Origin of the sequence: Brevundimonas sp. NIBR11, assembly GCF_027912535.1 — a bacterium.
In the GTDB taxonomy this organism is placed as follows: domain Bacteria; phylum Pseudomonadota; class Alphaproteobacteria; order Caulobacterales; family Caulobacteraceae; genus Brevundimonas.
Genome location: NZ_CP115465.1, coordinates 1,342,521 through 1,359,489 on the forward strand (window position 1 = coordinate 1,342,521; position 16,969 = coordinate 1,359,489).

Below are 16,969 nucleotides of genomic sequence, written 5' to 3' on the forward strand. Positions count from 1 at the left end.
CCGGAGTGTAGCGCAGCCTGGTAGCGCATCTGGTTTGGGACCAGAGGGTCGGAGGTTCGAATCCTCTCACTCCGACCATCCATCTTTTCAGTGCGGCTACCGCTCGACGCGCTGCGTCTCGCTGCTTGAGCCACGGTTGGTTGCTACCGCTCAACGTGCGGCGCTTCGTTGCTTTAGCCGCATCGGTTGGCGACATTGTCCAATCAGTTCCGCGCCGCCTGGGACTCCGCGATCATCTGCATGGCCCGCTGGCAGAATGGGGCGGATTTCGAGGTGTCCGCCTTGCCCGTCTGATAGGCGTCATCCAGCAACTGCTGCAGCGGTGTCCGGCCCACGGCGCCGGCGTCGGGCTCGAGCGTGCGCCGGATCCCCGCGACCTGTTCGGGCGTGAAATGCCGCTCGCAGGAGCCCAGCACGGTGTAGATCTGCCTCATGCCGTCAAGGACCTGCTGGGCGGCGGCCTGTTGTTCGGCCTCGGAGGGCTCAGCGGCCGGAGCGGTCTGGGCCATCAGGGCGACGGCGAGGGCGGCGATGATCATGAGGTCGTCCTTTCATTGGCCCAAAGGCTGAACGACCGGGCGCCGCAGGGCAAGCTTGGCCACCGGAATCACTCCGCCGTTTCACATGCGTCGGACTTGGCGGTCATTGCGGCGCGGTGTAGGACCCGGTTTCCGCCGATCAAGAGATTTAGCCATGCTGGCCCGCATCTACCGCCCCGCAAAGACCGCCATGCAGTCGGGCAAGGCCAAGTCCAGGGACTGGCGTCTGGACTTCGAGCCGGTTTCGGCGCGCACCATCGATCCGCTGATGGGCTGGACCAGTTCCTCGGACATGAACGGCCAGGTCCGCCTGACCTTCGAGACCAAGGAGGAGGCCGTCGCCTATGCCGAGCGTCACGGCATCCCTTTCCGCCTCCACGAGCCCCAGGAGCCGCCGGTGATCCTGAAGGCCTACGCCGACAATTTCGCCACCTCGCGCAAGCAGCCCTGGACGCATTGATCATTTAGGGCGGCTATCGCTCAGCGCGCGGCGTTTCGCTACTTGAGCCACGCGAGACCAAATTTCGGCGCCCTTAGCTCAGCTGGATAGAGCACCCGCCTTCTAAGCGGACGGTCGCAGGTTCGAATCCTGCAGGGCGCGCCATCTCGATCGCAAGGACAACCGCATGGCCGAAGTTCGCAACCAGACCCTACAGGGACGGACCCTGGTCGACGGCAAGACCTTCATCGATTGCGAGTTCAACAACGCCCAACTGGTGTTCAAGGGCCTGGAGCAGCCGAGCTTCTCGAACTGCAAATTCACCCAGAGCCGATTCGAGTTCGAGGACCGGGCGGCCGTCACCGTCCAGTTTCTGCGCGGCATGCTCCAGCCCCAGACCGGCATGCGCGGCTTCGTCACCGGCATGATGCCCGAGATCGGCGCCTAGCCCACCGCCGTGCGCCAGGCCGCCAGACCAATCTCCAGGTCGGCGATCAGCTCCGACGGACTCTCAAGTCCGATGTGGAGGCGGAGCAGTGGCCCCTCCAATGTGGGCGGAGCCACGCGGAACGCCATCTGCGGCGTCTCGTATGTGATCAGGCTCTCGAAGCCGCCCCAGGAATAGCCGAGGCCGAAGAGACTTAGCGCGTCGAGGAAGGCGTGGGCCGTCTGGGTGTCGCCGCCCTGCATGACCACGCCGAACAGCGACGCCGCGCCCGTGAAGTCCCGGCTCCACAGCAAGTGGCCCGGATCGCCGGGCAGGGCAGGGTGCAGGACGCGCGAGACCTCCGCCTGATCCGCCAGCCAAGTCGCGACCTGCATCATGGATCGCTGTTGTTCCGCGTACCGCAGAGGCAGGGTGCGAAGGCCCCTCAGCGCCAGCCAGGCATCGTCGGGCGAGACGCACAGGCCGACGTCCTCATAGGTTTCGGCGATCGCCTTCACGAGCGCGGGATCGCTGGCCGAGACCGCCCCAAGCATCAGGTCGGAATGGCCGCCCGCGTATTTGGTCAGGGCCTGAACGCTGACATCGACGCCATGCGCCAAAGGCTTGAAGGCCAGACCGGCGGCCCAGGTGTTGTCCATCACCGTCCAAACGCCCCGCGCCCGCGCGGCTTCGGCCAGCAGCGGAACGTCGATCATCTCCATGGTCAGCGAGCCCGGAGCCTCGATCAGCATCAGCCGCGTCGCATCCGACACCAGGGCGGCGACTTCTTCTGCAGAGGCCTCCGCCGGATGGAAGCGCGCCGTCACTCCGCGCGCCGCCATATAGCGGGTCAGGAACCGCCGCACGGGGCCGTAGACGGCGTCCGTGGTCAGGATCTCGTCGCCCGGCTTCGTGAGGGCCAGCAGCGGCAGGGTGACCGCAGCCAGACCTGACGGGGCGAGCCAGCAGGATTCTGCGCCCTCCAGGTCAGAGATCGCTCGCCGAAGTCCGTCCTGAGACGCCGTGCCGTCGATGCCGTAGAGCGGACCCAGACTCGCATCCCGCATGTCGCCGACGGCGTCGGACAACATCGTCGAGGCCCGTTCGATCGGCGGATTGACCGGCCGCCGTCCTTCGCCGCGCCGCGTCGCCGCCGCGATCAGACGGGTGCGGTCGGAAAGCAGATCCATGGCGGCCTCGACGGGTTGCGAACGTGGTCCCAAAGGCCTCTAAAGCAGCGGGGGCGCAAGGGGTCCCGACGCGAGTCGGGACAAGCAGCGGACGCGGGACGAACCATGGGCGGAGCCACCGGTTTCTGGATGCGAGGCGCGGTCCTCGCGGGCCTGGCCCTTTTGGCCGCCTGCGGGCGAGGCGAGGGCGATGCCGATGAGCCCGCGACCGTGGCGACGACGGGATCGACCCACACGGTGGCCGCGCCCGTCGAAAGCCCGACCCTGGCGGCGATCAAGCGGCGCGGACGTTTGAACTGCGGCGTCAATCAGGGTCTGGTCGGCTTCGCCTACACCGACAATCGCGGTGAGTGGCGCGGCTTCGACGTCGATTTCTGCCGCGGTCTAGCCGCCGCGATCTTCGATGACGCCGACGCCGTGCGCTTCGTGCCCCTGACGGCCGAGAATCGCTTCCAGGCCCTGAACGATGGCCGGATCGATGTCCTGTACCGCAACACCTCCTGGACCATGGAGCGCGACACGGCGGGCCAGTTGAGCTTCGCCGGGATCAACTACTACGACGGCCAGGGCTTCCTGGTGCGGCGGTCGCTGGACCTGAACAGCGCCTCGGAGCTGAACGGCGCCCGTGTCTGCGTTCAGGCCGGCTCGACCAGCGCCCTGAACGCCGAAGACTATTTCCGCAGCCGGGGCATCGACTACCGCGCCGTAGTCCTGCCGACCGAGGAGGCCGCGCGGCAGGCCTATGGCCGCGAGGATTGCGACGCCTTCAGCGCCGATGTCTCCGCCTTGGCCGCCGCCCGGACGACCCTGTCCGACCCGCAGCAACACGTGATCCTTTCCGACATCATCTCCAAGGAGGCGCTGGGCCCGGTCACCCGTCGTGGCGACGAACAATGGACGGCCGTCGTCCGCTGGACGCAGAACGCCCTGATCCTGGCCGAGGAGCTGGGGGTGACCCAGGCCAATGTCGAGGAACAGGCGGAAAGCTCACGTGTGCCCCAGGTGCGCCGGCTATTGGGCGCAGAGGGGGATTTCGGGCCGCGTCTGGGTCTGTCCAAAACCTGGGCCGCTCAGGCCGTTGAAGGCGTCGGCAACTACGGCGAAATCTTCGACAGAAACCTCGGTTCGCAATCGCCTCTCGACCTGGCCCGCGGGTTGAATGCACAATGGAACGCTCGACCGGGCGGCCTGATCTACGGCCTGCCGGTTCGCTAAAGCTCTGGCGCGCTGCGGGGACGCAGGCGACGCCTTTCGGGGGACGAATGGATACGACGAAGAAGGGCGGCATTCCGCTCCACTGGCTGATGCTTCTCGGCTTCGCGATCGGCCTTGGAGCGGGTCTGTACGTCAATCAGTACATCGGCCCGGAGACCTATTGGGTTCAGTGGGTGACGTCGAACGTCACCGGGCCGGCCGGCCAGATCTTCCTGCGCCTGTTGTTCATGCTGGTGATCCCGCTGCTGTTCTCGGCCCTCGTCATCGGCGTGGCCGAGATGGGCGATCTGAAATCGCTAGGTCGGGCGGGCATCAAGACCCTGCTCCTCACCATCGTGGTGTCCTCGATCGCGGTCGTGATCGGCCTGGCCATGGTCAACTATTTCCGCCCCGGCGACGGCGTCGATCAGGAGTTGGCGCGACAACTGCTGGCCCAAGGCGCCGAGGGCGCCGCGGCCATCGTCGAAAAGGCCCCGGAGAACATCCAGCTGGGCAGCTTCTTTCTCGATCTGATCCCCTCGAACGTCGTCACGGCGATGGCCGAGAACCAGATTCTGCCGGTGATGATCTTCGCCCTGTTCTTTGGCATCGGCCTGGTCATGGCCAAGAGCCCGAACACAGACCGGCTCCAGAACGTCATCGAGGGCGTCCTTGAGGTCACGATGAAGCTCATCAACCTCGTGATCAAACTGGCTCCGATCGCCATCGCCTGCCTGATGTTCAACCTGGCGGCTCTGTTCGGCTGGGACCTGATGGTGCGTCTGGCGGCCTTCGTCGGCGTGGCCGTGGGCGCCATGGCGATCCATATGTTCGTTGTCTATCCGCTGGTCGTGTGGATCGGCGCCGGCATGAATCCGATCTTCTTCTTCAAAGGCGTGCGCGAGCCGATGGTGGTGGCCTTCTCCACCGCCTCGTCCAACGCCTCCTTGCCGGTGTCGCTGAAGGCGGCCGAGACCCAGCTGAAGCTGCCGCGCAAGATCGCCAGGTTCGTCCTGACCGTTGGCGCGACCGCCAACCAGAACGGCACGGCGCTATTCGAGGGCGTCACCGTCCTGTTCCTGGCCCAGTTCTTCCAGATCGAGCTGTCGATCACCCAGCAGGTGGTCGTGATGCTGGTCTGCATCCTGGGCGGCGTGGGTACAGCCGGCGTGCCTGCGGGCTCCCTGCCGGTCATCGCCATGATCTTGGTCATGGTGGGCGTGCCGGCCGAGGGTATCGGCCTCATCCTCGGCGTCGACCGCTTCCTGGACATGTGCCGGACCGTGCTAAACGTGACGGGCGACCTGGTCCTGGCGACCGTCGTCTCGCGCGGCGAAAAGGACGACCCGGTCGCCCCCGCGCCCGAGACTGAGCCGGCGGTCGCCACCGTCGCCTGACGGTCAGGGGCCGGTGACGACCTCGGTGTCGTCCCGGCCGCCCCACTCTGTCCAGGACCCGTCGTAGAGCACGCCCTCACGACCCAGCAGGGCCAATGCAAGCAAAGGCACGGTCGCGGTCACGCCTGAGCCGCAACTGGCGATCGGTCGGTCGTCCGGACCAAGCCCACGGGCCGCGAATGCCGCCTCCAGCGCCTCTGGCTCCCGCATCAGGCCCTCGGGCGTCAGTAGCTCTGCGAACGGCAGGTTCACCGCCCCCGGCATGTGTCCGGCCCGCAGCCCCGCACGGGGCTCCGGCGCCGAGCCCGCGAAACGCGGTGAGCCCCGGGCGTCGAGCACGGGCCGCTCGGCGGCCAAGGCCTCGCGCACACCTTCCAGACCCACGATCATCTCGGGCCGTGGATCCGCTCTGAAAATCGCGGGCGATGGATTGGCCGCTCCGATCTCCAGCGCCCCGCCCACACGGCGCCACGCGGGCAGGCCGCCGTCGAGCACCTGAACCCGGTCGCATCCCATGGCCCGGAACATCCACCAGGCCCGTCCGGCGGTGAACAGTCCGAAGGTGTCATAGACCACGATCCGGTTGGTCTCGCTGACACCCAGCGCGCCGACCTGCTCGGAGAACTGCTCTGCCGACGGCATCATGTGGGGCAGGGGACTGCCCTGGTCCGAGATCGCCTCCAGATCGAAGAAAACGGCCCCCGGGATGTGCCCGGCCTCGAAGATCGGCCGCGCAGGCGTGCCGTCCAGATGCCAACTGGCGTCAAGAATGCGAAGGTCGGGATCGCCCAACGCGGTCACGAGTTCAGCGGCGGAGACGAGGGGAGGAAAGAGCGACATGCCCAAGCCTAGCACGGCCGCCGTCGGCACGCTTCGCCTCGTGCTGGGTGACCAGCTGTCCGACACCCTGTCGGCTTTGCGAGACATCGATCCGGAGCGCGACGTCGTGCTGATGGCCGAGGTCATGGCGGAGGCGACCTACGTCCGGCATCACAAGCAGAAGATCGCGCTGATCTTCGCTGCCATGCGCAACTTCGCCGCGAGGCTGGAGGCGCGCGGCGTAACGGTCCGCTACGTCCGCATCGACGATCCCGACAATACCCACTCCATCGTTGGCGAACTGCATCGCTCCCTGGACGACCAGCCGTTCGAGTCCGTCGCGATCACCGAATGCGGCGAGTGGAGGCTGGCCGAGGCCTTGGCCGCCTTCGCTGGCGTCGCCGCCGTCCCGGTCGAGATCCGCGCGGACGACCGATTCCTCTGTTCCCACGACCGCTTCCGCCGTTGGGCCTCGGGCAAGAGCGAACTGCGCATGGAGTATTTCTATCGCGAGATGCGCCGCGCCACTAACCTGCTGCTCGAGGACGGCAAGCCGATCGGCGGCCACTGGAACTATGACGCCGAGAACCGCAAGAAGCTGACCAAGGGCCTGCGTCCGCCCGCGCGGTTGCGGATCCCGCCGGACGCGGTCACGAAGCAAGCGATCGCCGACGTCGCCCGCCTGTTCCCCGACCATTTCGGCGATCTCGACGCCTTCGGCTGGCCGGTAACGACGGAACAGGCCGAGGCGGTGCTGGCCGACTTTCTGACGAACATTCTGCCGGGCTTCGGAGACTGGCAGGACGCGATGGCGCACGGCGAGCCGTGGATGTGGCACGGACTGATCTCGACCTCGATCAACCTCGGCCTACTGGAGCCCCTTGACGTCTGCCGCCGCGCCGAAGCCGAGTATCACGCAGGCCGCGCGCCTCTGAACGCGGTCGAGGGCTTCATTCGCCAGATCATCGGCTGGCGAGAGTTCGTGCGCGGCATCTACTGGTTGAAGGTCCCGGAATATCGCCAGCGCAATTTCCTCGACGCCGACCGGACCCTGCCGTGGTTCTACTGGTCGGGCGAAACGGACATGGCCTGCGTCGCGGACGTCGTCTCGATGACCCGCAGCCACGCCTACGCCCACCATATCCAGCGGCTGATGGTGACCGGCAACCTCGCCATGCTGCTCGGCGTCCATCCCGACGAGATCGATGACTGGTACATGGTCGTCTACGCCGACGCCTATGAGTGGGTGGAAATGCCCAACACCCGCGGCATGGCTACCTTCGCCGACGGAGGCATCACGGGGTCGAAGCCCTATGCGTCGTCAGGCGCCTACATCGACCGGATGAGCGACTACTGCGAAACCTGCCGCTACGACGTGAAGGCCAAGGCGGGCGAGAACGCCTGTCCGTTCAATCGCCTATACTGGGGTTTTCTGGAGCGAAATCAGAAGCGGCTGCGGGACAATCATCGCCTCGCCATGCCCTATCGCACGCTGGAAAAGTTCGGGCCCGAACGCCGCGCCGAGCTGCTCGCGGAGGCGGAAGGCGCGAGGACGGCGCTGGGCGCGGTTCTCAGATCCGGCTGAGCGCCAACTGGATCACATCCGTCCGTCGCGACCGGAAGCCGGCCTCGCAGTAGCCCAGATAGAACCGCCAAAGCCGCCGGAACCGCTCGTCGAACCCGCCCATCCGTCGAATGTCGCCCCAGGCCGCCTGGAACGACTGGTCCCACCTCTGAAGCGTATCTGCATAGTCGATACCGAAGCGGTCGATGCTGTCCCAGCTGAGGCCCGCCGCCTCCACGACCGGCTGCAACCGCGCCTCCGAAGGCAGCATCCCCCCGGGGAACACGTATTTCTGGATGAAGTCGGTGCGGGCGTTGTACTCCTCGAACAACGCGTCCTGGATGGTGATGATCTGCAAGCCTGCGCGCCCGCCGGGCGTCAGCACCTCACGCACCTTGTCGAAATAGTCGGACCAATATTCCTTGCCGACAGCCTCGAACATCTCGATCGAGGCGACCCGGTCGAAGGTCCCGGTGATGTCGCGATAATCTATCAACCGGATGTCGGTCTTCTCCGACAGGCCGGCGTTGAACAAGCGTTTGCGGGCCAGATCGTGCTGTTCCTGAGAGATGGTCACCCCGGTCACATGGGCGCCGATTTCGCGCGCCGCATACTCCGCGAACCCGCCCCAGCCGCAGCCGATCTCCAGAACCTTCATGCCAGGCTTCAGGTCCATAGCCTCCGCCAACGCCGCATATTTCCGCGTCTGGGCGACCTCCAGCGGCTCGGACGACGAGGCGAATCTCGCCGACGAATAGGTCATCGAGCGGTCGAGCCAAGCGGCATAGAAGGCATTGCCCAGGTCATAGTGGGCCGTGATGTTCTTCTTGGACCCCCGTCGCGAGTTCCGGTTCAGCTTGTGACCGATCCAGTTGATCGCCAGCATGGCGATATTGCCGTCGAACAGCCGGCGGATATGATCGTAGTTGGACGCCAAGGTCTCTAGCAGCACGGCAAGATGCGGACTGTCCCACTCGCCGGCCATGTAGCCTTCCGCATACCCGATATCGCCGTTGGCCAGGACGCGCGCCGCGAACCGGTAGTCGAGCACGTTCATGACGGCGTTCGGGCCGGGAATGTCGCCCTCCAACCGGTGCACCTCGCCGTTGGGCAGGCTCAGAGTCAGCCGGCCATAGGTCCAGTTCGCCGACAGGAGCCGCACCAGCAGGGCGAACACCCGGGGCGTTCGTTCGACGGAAGAAGCAAGATCGGCGGTCGAAACAGTCATCGGCGAACCCTTGGTAAGACCCAAGTTACGGTCAATCCTCCGGATAGGCTTCACTGGACGGTTTGATCGCTTTCAGCGCCGCCAGAGCCCGCGCTCGCGCCTCCGCATGATCGACCAGAGGCTTCGGATAGGTCTTGCCGAGCGTGACGCCCGCATCCCGCAGCACTTCCGTCGGCGCGGTCCAGGGCGCGTGAATGAAACTCGGCGCAATCTTAGCCAGCTCCGGGACCCAGCGTTTCACATACTCGCCGTCCGGGTCGAACTTTTCGCCCTGGGTCACCGGGTTGAAGATACGGAACCAGGGCGAGGCGTCGGCGCCCGAGCCAGCCACCCACTGCCAGTTCTGGCTGTTCTGCCCCAGGTCGGCATCGACCAGCGTGTCCCAGAACCACGCCTCGCCCTTTCGCCAGTCGATCAGCAGATGCTTGATCAGGAAGGACGCCACGATCATCCGCACGCGATTGTGCATGATCCCGGTGACCCACAGCTCGCGCATGCCCGCGTCCACGATGGGATAGCCGGTCTGGCCCCTGGTCCAGGCGTTGAACCCGGCGCGGTCTGTCCGCCACTCCATCGCGTCGTACTCGGGTCGAAAGGCGGTGTCTGGCAGGCTCGGGAAGTGGTGCAGCAGATGGGCCGAGAAATCGCGCCAGATCAGTTCACTGGTCAGCTTCTCGGCCTGGGCGAAGGCGACCTGTCCCGCGTGGGCCGCGTCGTAAACGCTACGCCAGACCTGCCACGGACTGATCTCGCCATAATGCAGGTGAGGCGACAGACGGCTGGTCCCGTCCCGATCCGGCCGGTCGCGATCCACGGCATAGGATTTCAGCGCACCCGACACGAATTTCGACAAAACCGCCGTCGCCCCCGCCTCGCCGGGCTCGCCCAGGAACCCCTTCGACCAGTCCGGCTTCGTCGGATGCAGGCCCCAGTCGTCGATGTCGTCGCTGGCCAGCTTGGGCGCGCCTCCGAGCTGGCGCGGCCCCGTGGTGCGCGGCGGCGGCTCGGCCTGGGCTCTCAGTGCTCTCATGAAGGGGGTGAAGACCTTGTAGGGTCTGCCCGTCCCATTCAGCACCGATCCCGGTCGGGCTAGGAGCGCGCCGTTGAACCCCTTCACCTCCACACCCTCGGAGTGGAGCGAATGGGCGATGTCGGCGTCGCGGGACCAGGCGTCCGGCTCGAACAGCCTGTTCATCAGGACGCAGGTCGCCCCCGTCTCCTCGATCAGGCGGCGCAACTCGGCTTCCGAATCGCCGCGCCTCAGGATGAGGCGTCCGCCGCGACCGGCAATGCCGGCGGACAGCGCTCGCAACGACTTGTCGAGCCACCACAGGGACGCCGCCCCGATCGGCCGGACCGCGTGACCTTGATCGAGAATATAGACCGGCACAATGGGCCGTCCGCTGGCGTGGGCGTGGTTGAGGGCCGGATTGTCGGCTAGCCGCAAGTCCTGGCGTAACCAGAGGATGATCGGGGCCTCGCCCTTGGTGGTCACGCCTCGACTCTCCGTGGTAGGTTGCAACTTCAGGCGCGCGGGGCCACCTGAGCGCCACGATCGGCGTACAACGCGCCACCCGCCAGAACGTCCAGAAAGAGGCCGCACCCTTGAGCGCTCCCAACGCCGTCATCACCCTTTCCGGCAATGGCATCAAGACGCCGGTCTTCATCGGCGGCGGCGCCCGCATCGCGATCATCGCCGGCCCCTGCCAGCTGGAGAGCCGCCAGCACGCCCTGGAGATGGCCCACGCCTTGAAGGAAATCGGCGAGCGGCTGAATGTCGGCATCATCTACAAGACCAGCTTCGACAAGGCGAACAGGACCAGCGCCAACGCCGCTCGCGGCTTCGGTCTGGAGGGCTCCCTGCCGATCTTCGCCGAGATCCGCGAAACCCTCGGCCTGCCGGTCCTGACCGACGTCCATTCCGAGGAACAAGCCCGCATCGCCGGCGAGGTCGTGGATGTGCTCCAGATCCCCGCCTTCCTCAGCCGCCAGACCGACCTGCTGCTGGCCGCCGCCGCCACGGGCAAGGCGATCAACATCAAGAAGGGCCAATTCCTGGCCCCTTGGGATATGAAGAACGTCATCGCCAAGGTCACCGGCGCGGGCAATCCGAACGTCATGGCCTGCGAGCGCGGGGCCAGCTTCGGCTACAATACTCTGGTCTCAGACATGCGCGCCCTGCCGATCCTGCGCGAGATCGGCTGCCCCGTGGTGTTCGACGCGACCCACTCCGTGCAGCAGCCGGGCGGTCAGGGCACCTCCTCGGGTGGCCAGCGGGAGTTCGTGCCGGTCCTGGCCCGCGCGGCCGTGGCCGTCGGCGTCGACGCCGTCTTCATGGAGACGCACCAGGACCCCGACCACGCCCCCTCTGACGGGCCCAATATGGTGCCCCTGAACCAGTTCGAGGGTCTGGTCGCCGAACTGCTGGCCTATGACGACCTGTCCAAGGCGCGGATGGCGAAAGCGGCCTGAATCCGTTAGGCCAAGGCGATGGTTGATCGCACCCTGGACCTCGGCGCCCTGCAAAGCCTGCTCGATCGCGCGCGCGATCAGACGGTGGCCTGCGTCGGCGACTTGATGCTGGATCGCTATGTCTATGGCGAAGTAAGCCGCATCTCGCCCGAGGCCCCGATCCCGGTCCTGCGCTCGCGTCGCACCGTGTCCATGCCCGGCGGCGTGGGCAATGTGGCGAGGAACGTCGCGGCCCTGGGCGGTCTCGCCCGTCTCGGCGGCGTGACCGGCGCGGACGCGGCCGGCGACGACCTGGCCAGACTGATCGCGGTCGAGGACCGGGTCGAGGATTTCATCGACCGTAGCGGCCCCGCCGGCACCATCGTCAAGACCCGCTTTGTCTCCGGCGGCCAGCAACTGATGCGCCTCGACGAGGAGGAAGTCGCCGTCGGAGCCTTCGCCCGCGAGGACGTGTTTTCAGGCGCTTCCGCCATTCTTCTATCGGATTATGCCAAGGGCGTGGTGACCGAACGGCTGATCCGTTCGGCCCTTTACCAAGCGCAGCAGACCGGCGCCGTGATCATCGTCGATCCCAAGGGCCGCGACTTCGCCCGCTATGGCGCGGTCGATCTGATCAAGCCAAACGCCTCCGAACTGGCCGGCGCCACCGGCCTGCCGGTGGAGACCGACGCCGAGATCGAGACGGCTCTGCAAACTCTTCTCGCCGCCACGACGGCGAAAGCCATCGTCGTCACTCGGGCCGGCAAGGGGATGAGCCTGATGCGGCGAGGCGAGGGGGCGCAGCATTTCCCCGGCCGCGCGCGCGAGGTGTTCGACGTCTCCGGCGCCGGCGACACCGGTTTGGCGGCGCTCGGTTTGGCGCTCGGCGCGGGCGCGTCGCTGGAACAGGCGGTGCAACTCGCTATCCTCGCCTCGGGCGTCGTGGTCGGTAAGAGCGGCACGGCCGTCGTTTCGCCCGCCGAACTGATCGAGGCCGAGATGAGCCAGCACGCCGGCGCGGCCCTGGCCAAGGTCGCGGCGCTGGACGACCTCGCAGCCGAGGTCGAAGCCTGGCGCCGTCAGGGGCTGAAGGTCGGCTTCACCAACGGCTGTTTCGACATCCTTCACCGCGGCCACGTCGCCTATTTGGTCCAGGCCCGCAGCTGGTGCGACCGACTGGTCGTAGCTCTGAACACCGACGCATCTGTGCGCAGGCTCAAAGGCGATGGCCGCCCGGTGAACGACCTCGACAGCCGCGCCGTGGTCATCGGCGGCCTGGCCAGCGTGGACCGCGTCACCTCCTTCGATGACCCGACGCCTCTGGCCCTGATCGAACGCCTGCGGCCCGACGTCCTGATCAAGGGGGCGGACTACACGCGCGAGGGCGTGGTCGGCGGCGATCTGGTCGAAAGCTGGGGTGGCGAAGTCAAACTGGCCGAGTTCGCCGACGGCTATTCCACAACCCGGACCATCGCCAAGATGACCGAAAGCGCTCTGGGAGAAGCCGGCTGATGCGCCGCACGATCATGGTCACCGGCGGCGCCGGCTTCATCGGCTCCAACGTCGTCTCGCGCCTTTGCGCCGAGGACCGCTGGGACGTCGTCGTCTGCGACCGGCTGGAGGGCGCCGACCTCGGCAAGTGGCGTAACATCGCCAAGTCGGCCATCGCCGATTTCTGGCACCCGGAAGAGCTGTTCGCCCAGCTTGAGCGCCACGCCGACCGGGTCGACGCCATCGTCCATATGGGCGCCATTTCCTCGACGACCGAGCAGGACGCCGACCTGATCCTGCGCACCAACTTCAGCCTGTCGCGCGACATCTGGGACTGGTGCGCCCTGAACGATGCGCGGATGATCTACGCTTCCTCGGCCGCCACTTATGGTGACGGCGAGGCGGGGTTCGAGGATGCCGACGATCTTGCGTCGATCTCGAAGCTCCAGCCGCTAAACGCCTATGGTTATTCGAAGAAACTGTTCGACCAATATGCGGTGCGCGAGGCGTCTCGGGACCATGCCCCGCGCCAGTGGGCCGGCCTGAAATTCTTCAACGTCTATGGCCCCAACGAGGGCCACAAGGGCGGAATGAAGTCGGTCATCGCCCAGATCTGGCCCAAGGTCGCGGCCGGCGAGACCGTCAGCCTTTTCCGCTCGCATAATCCCGACTACGCCGACGGCGGCCAGCTGCGCGACTTCGTCTTCGTGGACGACGTGGTGGACATCATCGACTGGCTGCTGTGCACGCCCGAGGTCAGCGGCATCTTCAACGCGGGATCGGGACAGGCGCGGTCCTTCCTCGACCTCGCCAACGCCACCTTCGCCGCCGCCGGCAAGGACCCCGCCGTCGCCTATATCGACATGCCCGAGGTCATCCGCGACCGATACCAGTATTTCACCGAAGCGAAGATGGATCGCGTCCGCGCCCTCGGCTTCGGCGGCCAATCGACGCCGCTGGAGGAAGGCGTGCGCCGCTACGTTCAGTCCTTCCTGTCCCAGCCGGATTCCTATCGGTGAAACTGCCGCGCCTGACCTTTCGCCAGACGATCGGCTGGACGGGCTTCTTCATCGTCTTCCTGCTGGCGGCCGCAGTGGCCGTCTGGCGCGGCGACATCCTGAAGGCCGGTCTGGACCCGCAGATTCCGTTCCAGACCTACGACCCGCCGCCTGCGCCGAACTACGCCTCGGCAGACGCCTGGGCCATGAAGGAGGTGCGGGCCCCAACCTCTGGCCCCGCCGCCGTATTCTTCCTGCACTCGACCACCTTCGACGGCGGCGCCGACTGGAACGGGCAGATCGGCGATTCTCGAGCCGACGCCTATCTGGATCGGGTCGTCATACCCAACTACGCCGGGCCGTTCGCCCGCGCCGGGGCCATCAGCCTGCCGCGCTATCGACAGGCCTCGCTCTACACCCGCCTGACCCTGCGCGACGACGCCCGTGACGCCCGCGCCTTCGCCTATGCCGACGCGCTGGCCGCCTTTAACGCCTGGCTGGCCGATCACCCGACCGGGCCGCTGGTCCTGGCCGGGGTGGAGCAGGGCGGCGAACTGATCGACCGGCTGGTGCGCGAGCGGGTCGCCAACGACCCGGCGGTCCGCAGCCGGATCGTGGCGGTCTACATGATCGACGTCATCGCGGCGGTCGAGAATCTCGCCCCCACCGTGCCCGCCTGCGCCACGGCGACCAGCATCGGCTGCGTCGTCGGCTGGTCCCAGGTCGGCGACCAGAACGAAGGCGCCGCCCACCGCCGCCTGCGCCGCGCATTGGTCTGGGACAACGCAGGACGACTGGTCGAGCTTAACGGTCGCGCGCCTCTGTGCGTGAACCCGGTCAGCGGTGCGACCGGAGCTGCCGCCGTTCCCGCCCGGCTGCACCACGGAGCCGCCAACGCGACGGGCCTCGAATGGGGCGTGCGCCCGGCATTCATCGACCGCGCTGTGGCCACCCGCTGCGTCAACGGCATCCTGCGTCACACCGAGCTGACGACGGAGTCCTTCAAGGAGGTCGGCAACTGGGCGGATCGCCGGAAAGCCCGCCAATACAATCTGTTCTACGCCGACATTGAAGCCGACGTTGAGCGGCGCCTGAACGTCTGGGAAGCGTCCAACGCCTCCTAGTCGAGGCCGCCCCGGTCGGTCCGCCAGTCGAACAAGGCCTCTAGCACCCGGATCGCCTCGCCGCGCGGTGTCGTGAGATCGGGATCACGCCCCAGCACCAGCCGTGCATCATCGGCCGCCGCCAGCAGCAGGCTACGGTGCCGGATCGGATCGGCGAACCGATAGGCCGGGAAGCCGCTCTGCTTCAGCCCCAAGGGATCGCCGCCGCCGCGCAGGCGGAAATCCTCCTCGGCGATCTCGAACCCGTCCTCGCTGCGACGCAGGGTCTCCAATCGCTCGCGCGCCGTCTCCCCGAGCCCCCCGTCGGTCCCGCCATACAGCAGGATGCAGGCGCTCGACTTCGCTCCGCGCCCGACCCGCCCGCGCAGCTGATGCAGCTGGGCCAGGCCGAACCGGTCAGCATGTTCGATGACCATGATGGTGGCGTTCGGCACGTCAACCCCGACCTCGACCACGGTCGTCGCCACCAGCACCGAGATCCGTCCGTCTGCGAAATCGGCCATGACGGCCTCCCGCTCGGCGCCCGGCATCTGGCCGTGCGCCAGACCGACCTCGACGCCCAGCAGCCGACGCAGGTCGCGCGCCCGTTCCTCGGCAGCGGCCAGATCGATGGCCTCCGACTCGGCCACCAGCGGACAGATCCAGTAGGCCTGCGCCCCGCTCTCGACCGCCGCCTTCAGCCTCTGCGCCACCTCGCCGATCCGGGCGAGCGGCAGGACGGCCGTCGAGATCGGCGTCCGACCCGGCGGCTTCTCCATCAGCCGGCTGACCTCCAGTTCGCCGTACTGGGTCAGCTCCAGCGTCCTCGGGATCGGCGTCGCCGACATGGTGAGCAGGTGCACCCCGCCGACGCGCGGATCGCCCTTGGCCTGCAACCGCGCCCGCTCGTTGACACCGAACCGGTGCTGTTCGTCGATGACCGCCAACGCGAGCTTGTCGAACCGCACGGCGTCCTGGAACAGGGCGTGGGTGCCGATGGCCACCCTGGCCTCGCCCGACGCCAGCGCCGCCAACCGGTCGCGCCGCTCGGTCGGGGTGTCGCGACCGGTCAGCAGGATGGTCGGCGCCCCCGCCGCCTCCAGCATGGGCGCCACTCGCTGATAGTGCTGGCGAGCCAGGATTTCCGTCGGCGCCATCAGGGCGGACTGGAAGCCCGCGCTGGCCGCATCGGCCAAGGCCAACGCCGCGACCGCCGTCTTGCCGGAGCCCACATCGCCCTGCAGCAGGCGCCCCATCTGCTCGCCGGACGCCAGGTCGCGGCGGATCTCGGCCAGCGCCTGCGCCTGCGCCCCGGTCAGGGTGAAGGGCAGGGCGGTCAGCAGAGCCCCCGACACCGCCCCCGGCGCGATCACCGGCGCCGGCGTGATCTGCCGCGCCCGCTTCCGGCGGGCCAGGGCCAGCTGGTGGGCGAACAACTCGTCATAAGCGAGACGCTGACGCGGCGCGGCATCGGGCGAAAGGTCCGCCTCGCCCATCGGGGCATGCAGAGCTTCGATCGCCGCGCGCCAGCCCGGCCACCGCTGGCGCGCGATCCATGCGGCGTCCTGCCACTCTTCCAACTCAGGCGCGACCGCCAGTGCGCCCTGCGCCAACTTCCTCACCACCCGCGACGTCAGACCCGCCGTCGCCGGATAGACGGGCTCGACGACCGGAATTTCCTCACCCTTGTCCAGCGCCACGATCCAGTCGGGATGGACGATCTGGACCTCGTTGTTGAACCGCTCGACCTTTCCGGAGACCAGCCGCCGCACGCCGCGGGGCAGTTGCCGGTCGATATGCTGAGGGCTGCCGCCGAACCAGATCAGGTGGACGAAGCCGGTTTCGTCAGTGGCCCGCACCTTCAGCGGCACGCCCGGCCGCCCCGGCGCGATCATGCGGTCGATCACGACGTCGAAGATGCCGATTTCGCCTTCGACCGCATCGGCCGCATTGGTCCGCCGTCGCGTGATCACCCCCGCCGGCGACAGGAACAGGACGTCGCGCACCAGCGGCCCGGCGAGCTTCTTGATCAACGGTTCCACCTTGGCCCCCACGCCCTTTAGGCTGGTGACCTCCGCGAACAGGGGAAAGAGAATCTGGGGCCGCATCGCTGATGACATTAGACGGTG

General features: G+C 67.2%; 15 protein-coding genes and 2 tRNA genes. 11 read left to right on the plus strand and 6 right to left on the minus strand.

Features of this window, described 5'->3' with window-relative positions:
• Position 1: 1 nt before the first annotated feature.
• Positions 2–78 (plus strand) — tRNA-Pro (locus tag O5O43_RS06660).
• Positions 79–203: 125 nt separating this feature from the next.
• On the opposite strand, the gene O5O43_RS06665 is transcribed toward O5O43_RS06660, so the two are convergent.
• Positions 204–539 (minus strand): hypothetical protein, encoded by a 336-nt coding sequence (locus tag O5O43_RS06665; protein WP_271086119.1) that lies wholly within the window; start codon positions 537–539, stop codon positions 204–206.
• 154 nt (positions 540–693) lie between these two features.
• On the opposite strand from O5O43_RS06665, the gene O5O43_RS06670 reads away from it, so the two are divergent.
• The 3 genes from O5O43_RS06670 to O5O43_RS06680 all read left to right on the plus strand — a co-directional run bounded on the left by O5O43_RS06670 (position 694) and on the right by O5O43_RS06680 (position 1,426).
• Positions 694–999 (plus strand): ETC complex I subunit, encoded by a 306-nt coding sequence (locus O5O43_RS06670; RefSeq protein WP_271086120.1) that lies wholly within the window; start codon positions 694–696, stop codon positions 997–999.
• Between the two features lie 67 nt (positions 1,000–1,066).
• Positions 1,067–1,143, plus strand: a tRNA-Arg gene (locus tag O5O43_RS06675).
• A 22-nt stretch (positions 1,144–1,165) separates the two neighbouring features.
• A complete protein-coding gene (locus tag O5O43_RS06680) occupies positions 1,166–1,426 on the plus strand; it encodes a hypothetical protein (protein WP_271086121.1) in 261 nt (86 codons plus the stop codon).
• Here the strand turns inward: O5O43_RS06680 and metC are convergent.
• Positions 1,423–2,595 carry a cystathionine beta-lyase gene (metC, locus tag O5O43_RS06685; protein ID WP_271086122.1) on the minus strand — a complete coding sequence of 391 codons (1,173 nt, stop codon included), beginning with the start codon at positions 2,593–2,595 and terminating at the stop codon, positions 1,423–1,425. The two genes, O5O43_RS06680 and metC, sit on opposite strands and share 4 nt — an antisense overlap.
• Positions 2,596–2,700: 105 nt before the next feature.
• Between metC and O5O43_RS06690 the strand changes: the two genes are divergently transcribed.
• Both O5O43_RS06690 and O5O43_RS06695 read left to right on the plus strand, forming a co-directional pair.
• The gene (locus O5O43_RS06690; protein WP_271086123.1) at positions 2,701–3,810 is read left to right on the plus strand and encodes an amino acid ABC transporter substrate-binding protein; all 1,110 of its coding nucleotides are present in this window, start codon (positions 2,701–2,703) and stop codon (positions 3,808–3,810) included.
• Positions 3,811–3,857: 47 nt separating this feature from the next.
• Positions 3,858–5,186: a dicarboxylate/amino acid:cation symporter gene (locus O5O43_RS06695; RefSeq protein ID WP_271086124.1), complete on the plus strand. Its 1,329-nt coding sequence runs from the start codon at positions 3,858–3,860 to the stop codon at positions 5,184–5,186.
• Between the two features lie 3 nt (positions 5,187–5,189).
• Here O5O43_RS06695 and sseA read toward each other — a convergent pair whose 3' ends face one another.
• Positions 5,190–6,026 (minus strand): 3-mercaptopyruvate sulfurtransferase, encoded by an 837-nt coding sequence (gene sseA / locus O5O43_RS06700; RefSeq protein ID WP_271086125.1) that lies wholly within the window; start codon positions 6,024–6,026, stop codon positions 5,190–5,192.
• Between sseA and O5O43_RS06705 the strand changes: the two genes are divergently transcribed.
• Positions 6,025–7,590 (plus strand): cryptochrome/photolyase family protein, encoded by a 1,566-nt coding sequence (locus tag O5O43_RS06705; RefSeq protein ID WP_271086126.1) that lies wholly within the window; start codon positions 6,025–6,027, stop codon positions 7,588–7,590. The two genes, sseA and O5O43_RS06705, sit on opposite strands and share 2 nt — an antisense overlap.
• On the opposite strand, the gene O5O43_RS06710 is transcribed toward O5O43_RS06705, so the two are convergent.
• A complete protein-coding gene (locus O5O43_RS06710) occupies positions 7,577–8,797 on the minus strand; it encodes a cyclopropane-fatty-acyl-phospholipid synthase family protein (RefSeq protein ID WP_271086127.1) in 1,221 nt (406 codons plus the stop codon). The two genes, O5O43_RS06705 and O5O43_RS06710, sit on opposite strands and share 14 nt — an antisense overlap.
• A gap of 31 nt (positions 8,798–8,828) precedes the next feature.
• Positions 8,829–10,292, minus strand: a complete 1,464-nt coding sequence (locus O5O43_RS06715; protein WP_271086128.1) for a deoxyribodipyrimidine photo-lyase — start codon at positions 10,290–10,292, stop codon at positions 8,829–8,831.
• A 110-nt stretch (positions 10,293–10,402) separates the two neighbouring features.
• Between O5O43_RS06715 and kdsA the strand changes: the two genes are divergently transcribed.
• Genes kdsA through O5O43_RS06735 form a run of 4 tightly spaced genes read left to right on the plus strand, consistent with a single transcriptional unit; the run spans position 10,403 to position 14,861 of the window.
• Positions 10,403–11,269 carry a 3-deoxy-8-phosphooctulonate synthase gene (gene kdsA / locus O5O43_RS06720; RefSeq protein ID WP_271086129.1) on the plus strand — a complete coding sequence of 289 codons (867 nt, stop codon included), beginning with the start codon at positions 10,403–10,405 and terminating at the stop codon, positions 11,267–11,269.
• An 18-nt stretch (positions 11,270–11,287) separates the two neighbouring features.
• Entirely contained in the window at positions 11,288–12,760 is a 1,473-nt protein-coding gene (gene rfaE2 / locus O5O43_RS06725; protein ID WP_271086130.1) for a D-glycero-beta-D-manno-heptose 1-phosphate adenylyltransferase, read from the plus strand.
• Entirely contained in the window at positions 12,760–13,758 is a 999-nt protein-coding gene (gene rfaD, locus O5O43_RS06730) for an ADP-glyceromanno-heptose 6-epimerase (protein WP_271086131.1), read from the plus strand. The genes rfaE2 and rfaD overlap by 1 nt, the downstream gene beginning before the upstream one ends.
• Complete coding sequence (locus tag O5O43_RS06735; RefSeq protein WP_348637153.1) at positions 13,755–14,861, plus strand: DUF3089 domain-containing protein; 1,107 nt, start codon at positions 13,755–13,757, stop codon at positions 14,859–14,861. Before rfaD ends, O5O43_RS06735 begins: the two co-directional genes overlap by 4 nt.
• Here the strand turns inward: O5O43_RS06735 and recG are convergent.
• Entirely contained in the window at positions 14,858–16,948 is a 2,091-nt protein-coding gene (recG, locus tag O5O43_RS06740) for an ATP-dependent DNA helicase RecG (RefSeq protein ID WP_271086132.1), read from the minus strand. The genes O5O43_RS06735 and recG overlap by 4 nt on opposite strands.
• Positions 16,949–16,969: the final 21 nt, after the last annotated feature.

Coding starts and splice junctions, on each gene's coding strand:
- O5O43_RS06665 (WP_271086119.1), bottom strand. CDS start 539: ATGATCATCGCCGCCCTCGCCGTCGCCCTGATGGCCCAGACCGCTCCG.
- O5O43_RS06670 (WP_271086120.1), top strand. CDS start 694: ATGCTGGCCCGCATCTACCGCCCCGCAAAGACCGCCATGCAGTCGGGC.
- O5O43_RS06680 (WP_271086121.1), top strand. CDS start 1,166: ATGGCCGAAGTTCGCAACCAGACCCTACAGGGACGGACCCTGGTCGAC.
- metC (WP_271086122.1), bottom strand. CDS start 2,595: ATGGATCTGCTTTCCGACCGCACCCGTCTGATCGCGGCGGCGACGCGG.
- O5O43_RS06690 (WP_271086123.1), top strand. CDS start 2,701: ATGGGCGGAGCCACCGGTTTCTGGATGCGAGGCGCGGTCCTCGCGGGC.
- O5O43_RS06695 (WP_271086124.1), top strand. CDS start 3,858: ATGGATACGACGAAGAAGGGCGGCATTCCGCTCCACTGGCTGATGCTT.
- O5O43_RS06705 (WP_271086126.1), top strand. CDS start 6,025: ATGCCCAAGCCTAGCACGGCCGCCGTCGGCACGCTTCGCCTCGTGCTG.
- sseA (WP_271086125.1), bottom strand. CDS start 6,026: ATGTCGCTCTTTCCTCCCCTCGTCTCCGCCGCTGAACTCGTGACCGCG.
- O5O43_RS06710 (WP_271086127.1), bottom strand. CDS start 8,797: ATGACTGTTTCGACCGCCGATCTTGCTTCTTCCGTCGAACGAACGCCC.
- rfaE2 (WP_271086130.1), top strand. CDS start 11,288: ATGGTTGATCGCACCCTGGACCTCGGCGCCCTGCAAAGCCTGCTCGAT.
- rfaD (WP_271086131.1), top strand. CDS start 12,760: ATGCGCCGCACGATCATGGTCACCGGCGGCGCCGGCTTCATCGGCTCC.
- recG (WP_271086132.1), bottom strand. CDS start 16,948: ATGCGGCCCCAGATTCTCTTTCCCCTGTTCGCGGAGGTCACCAGCCTA.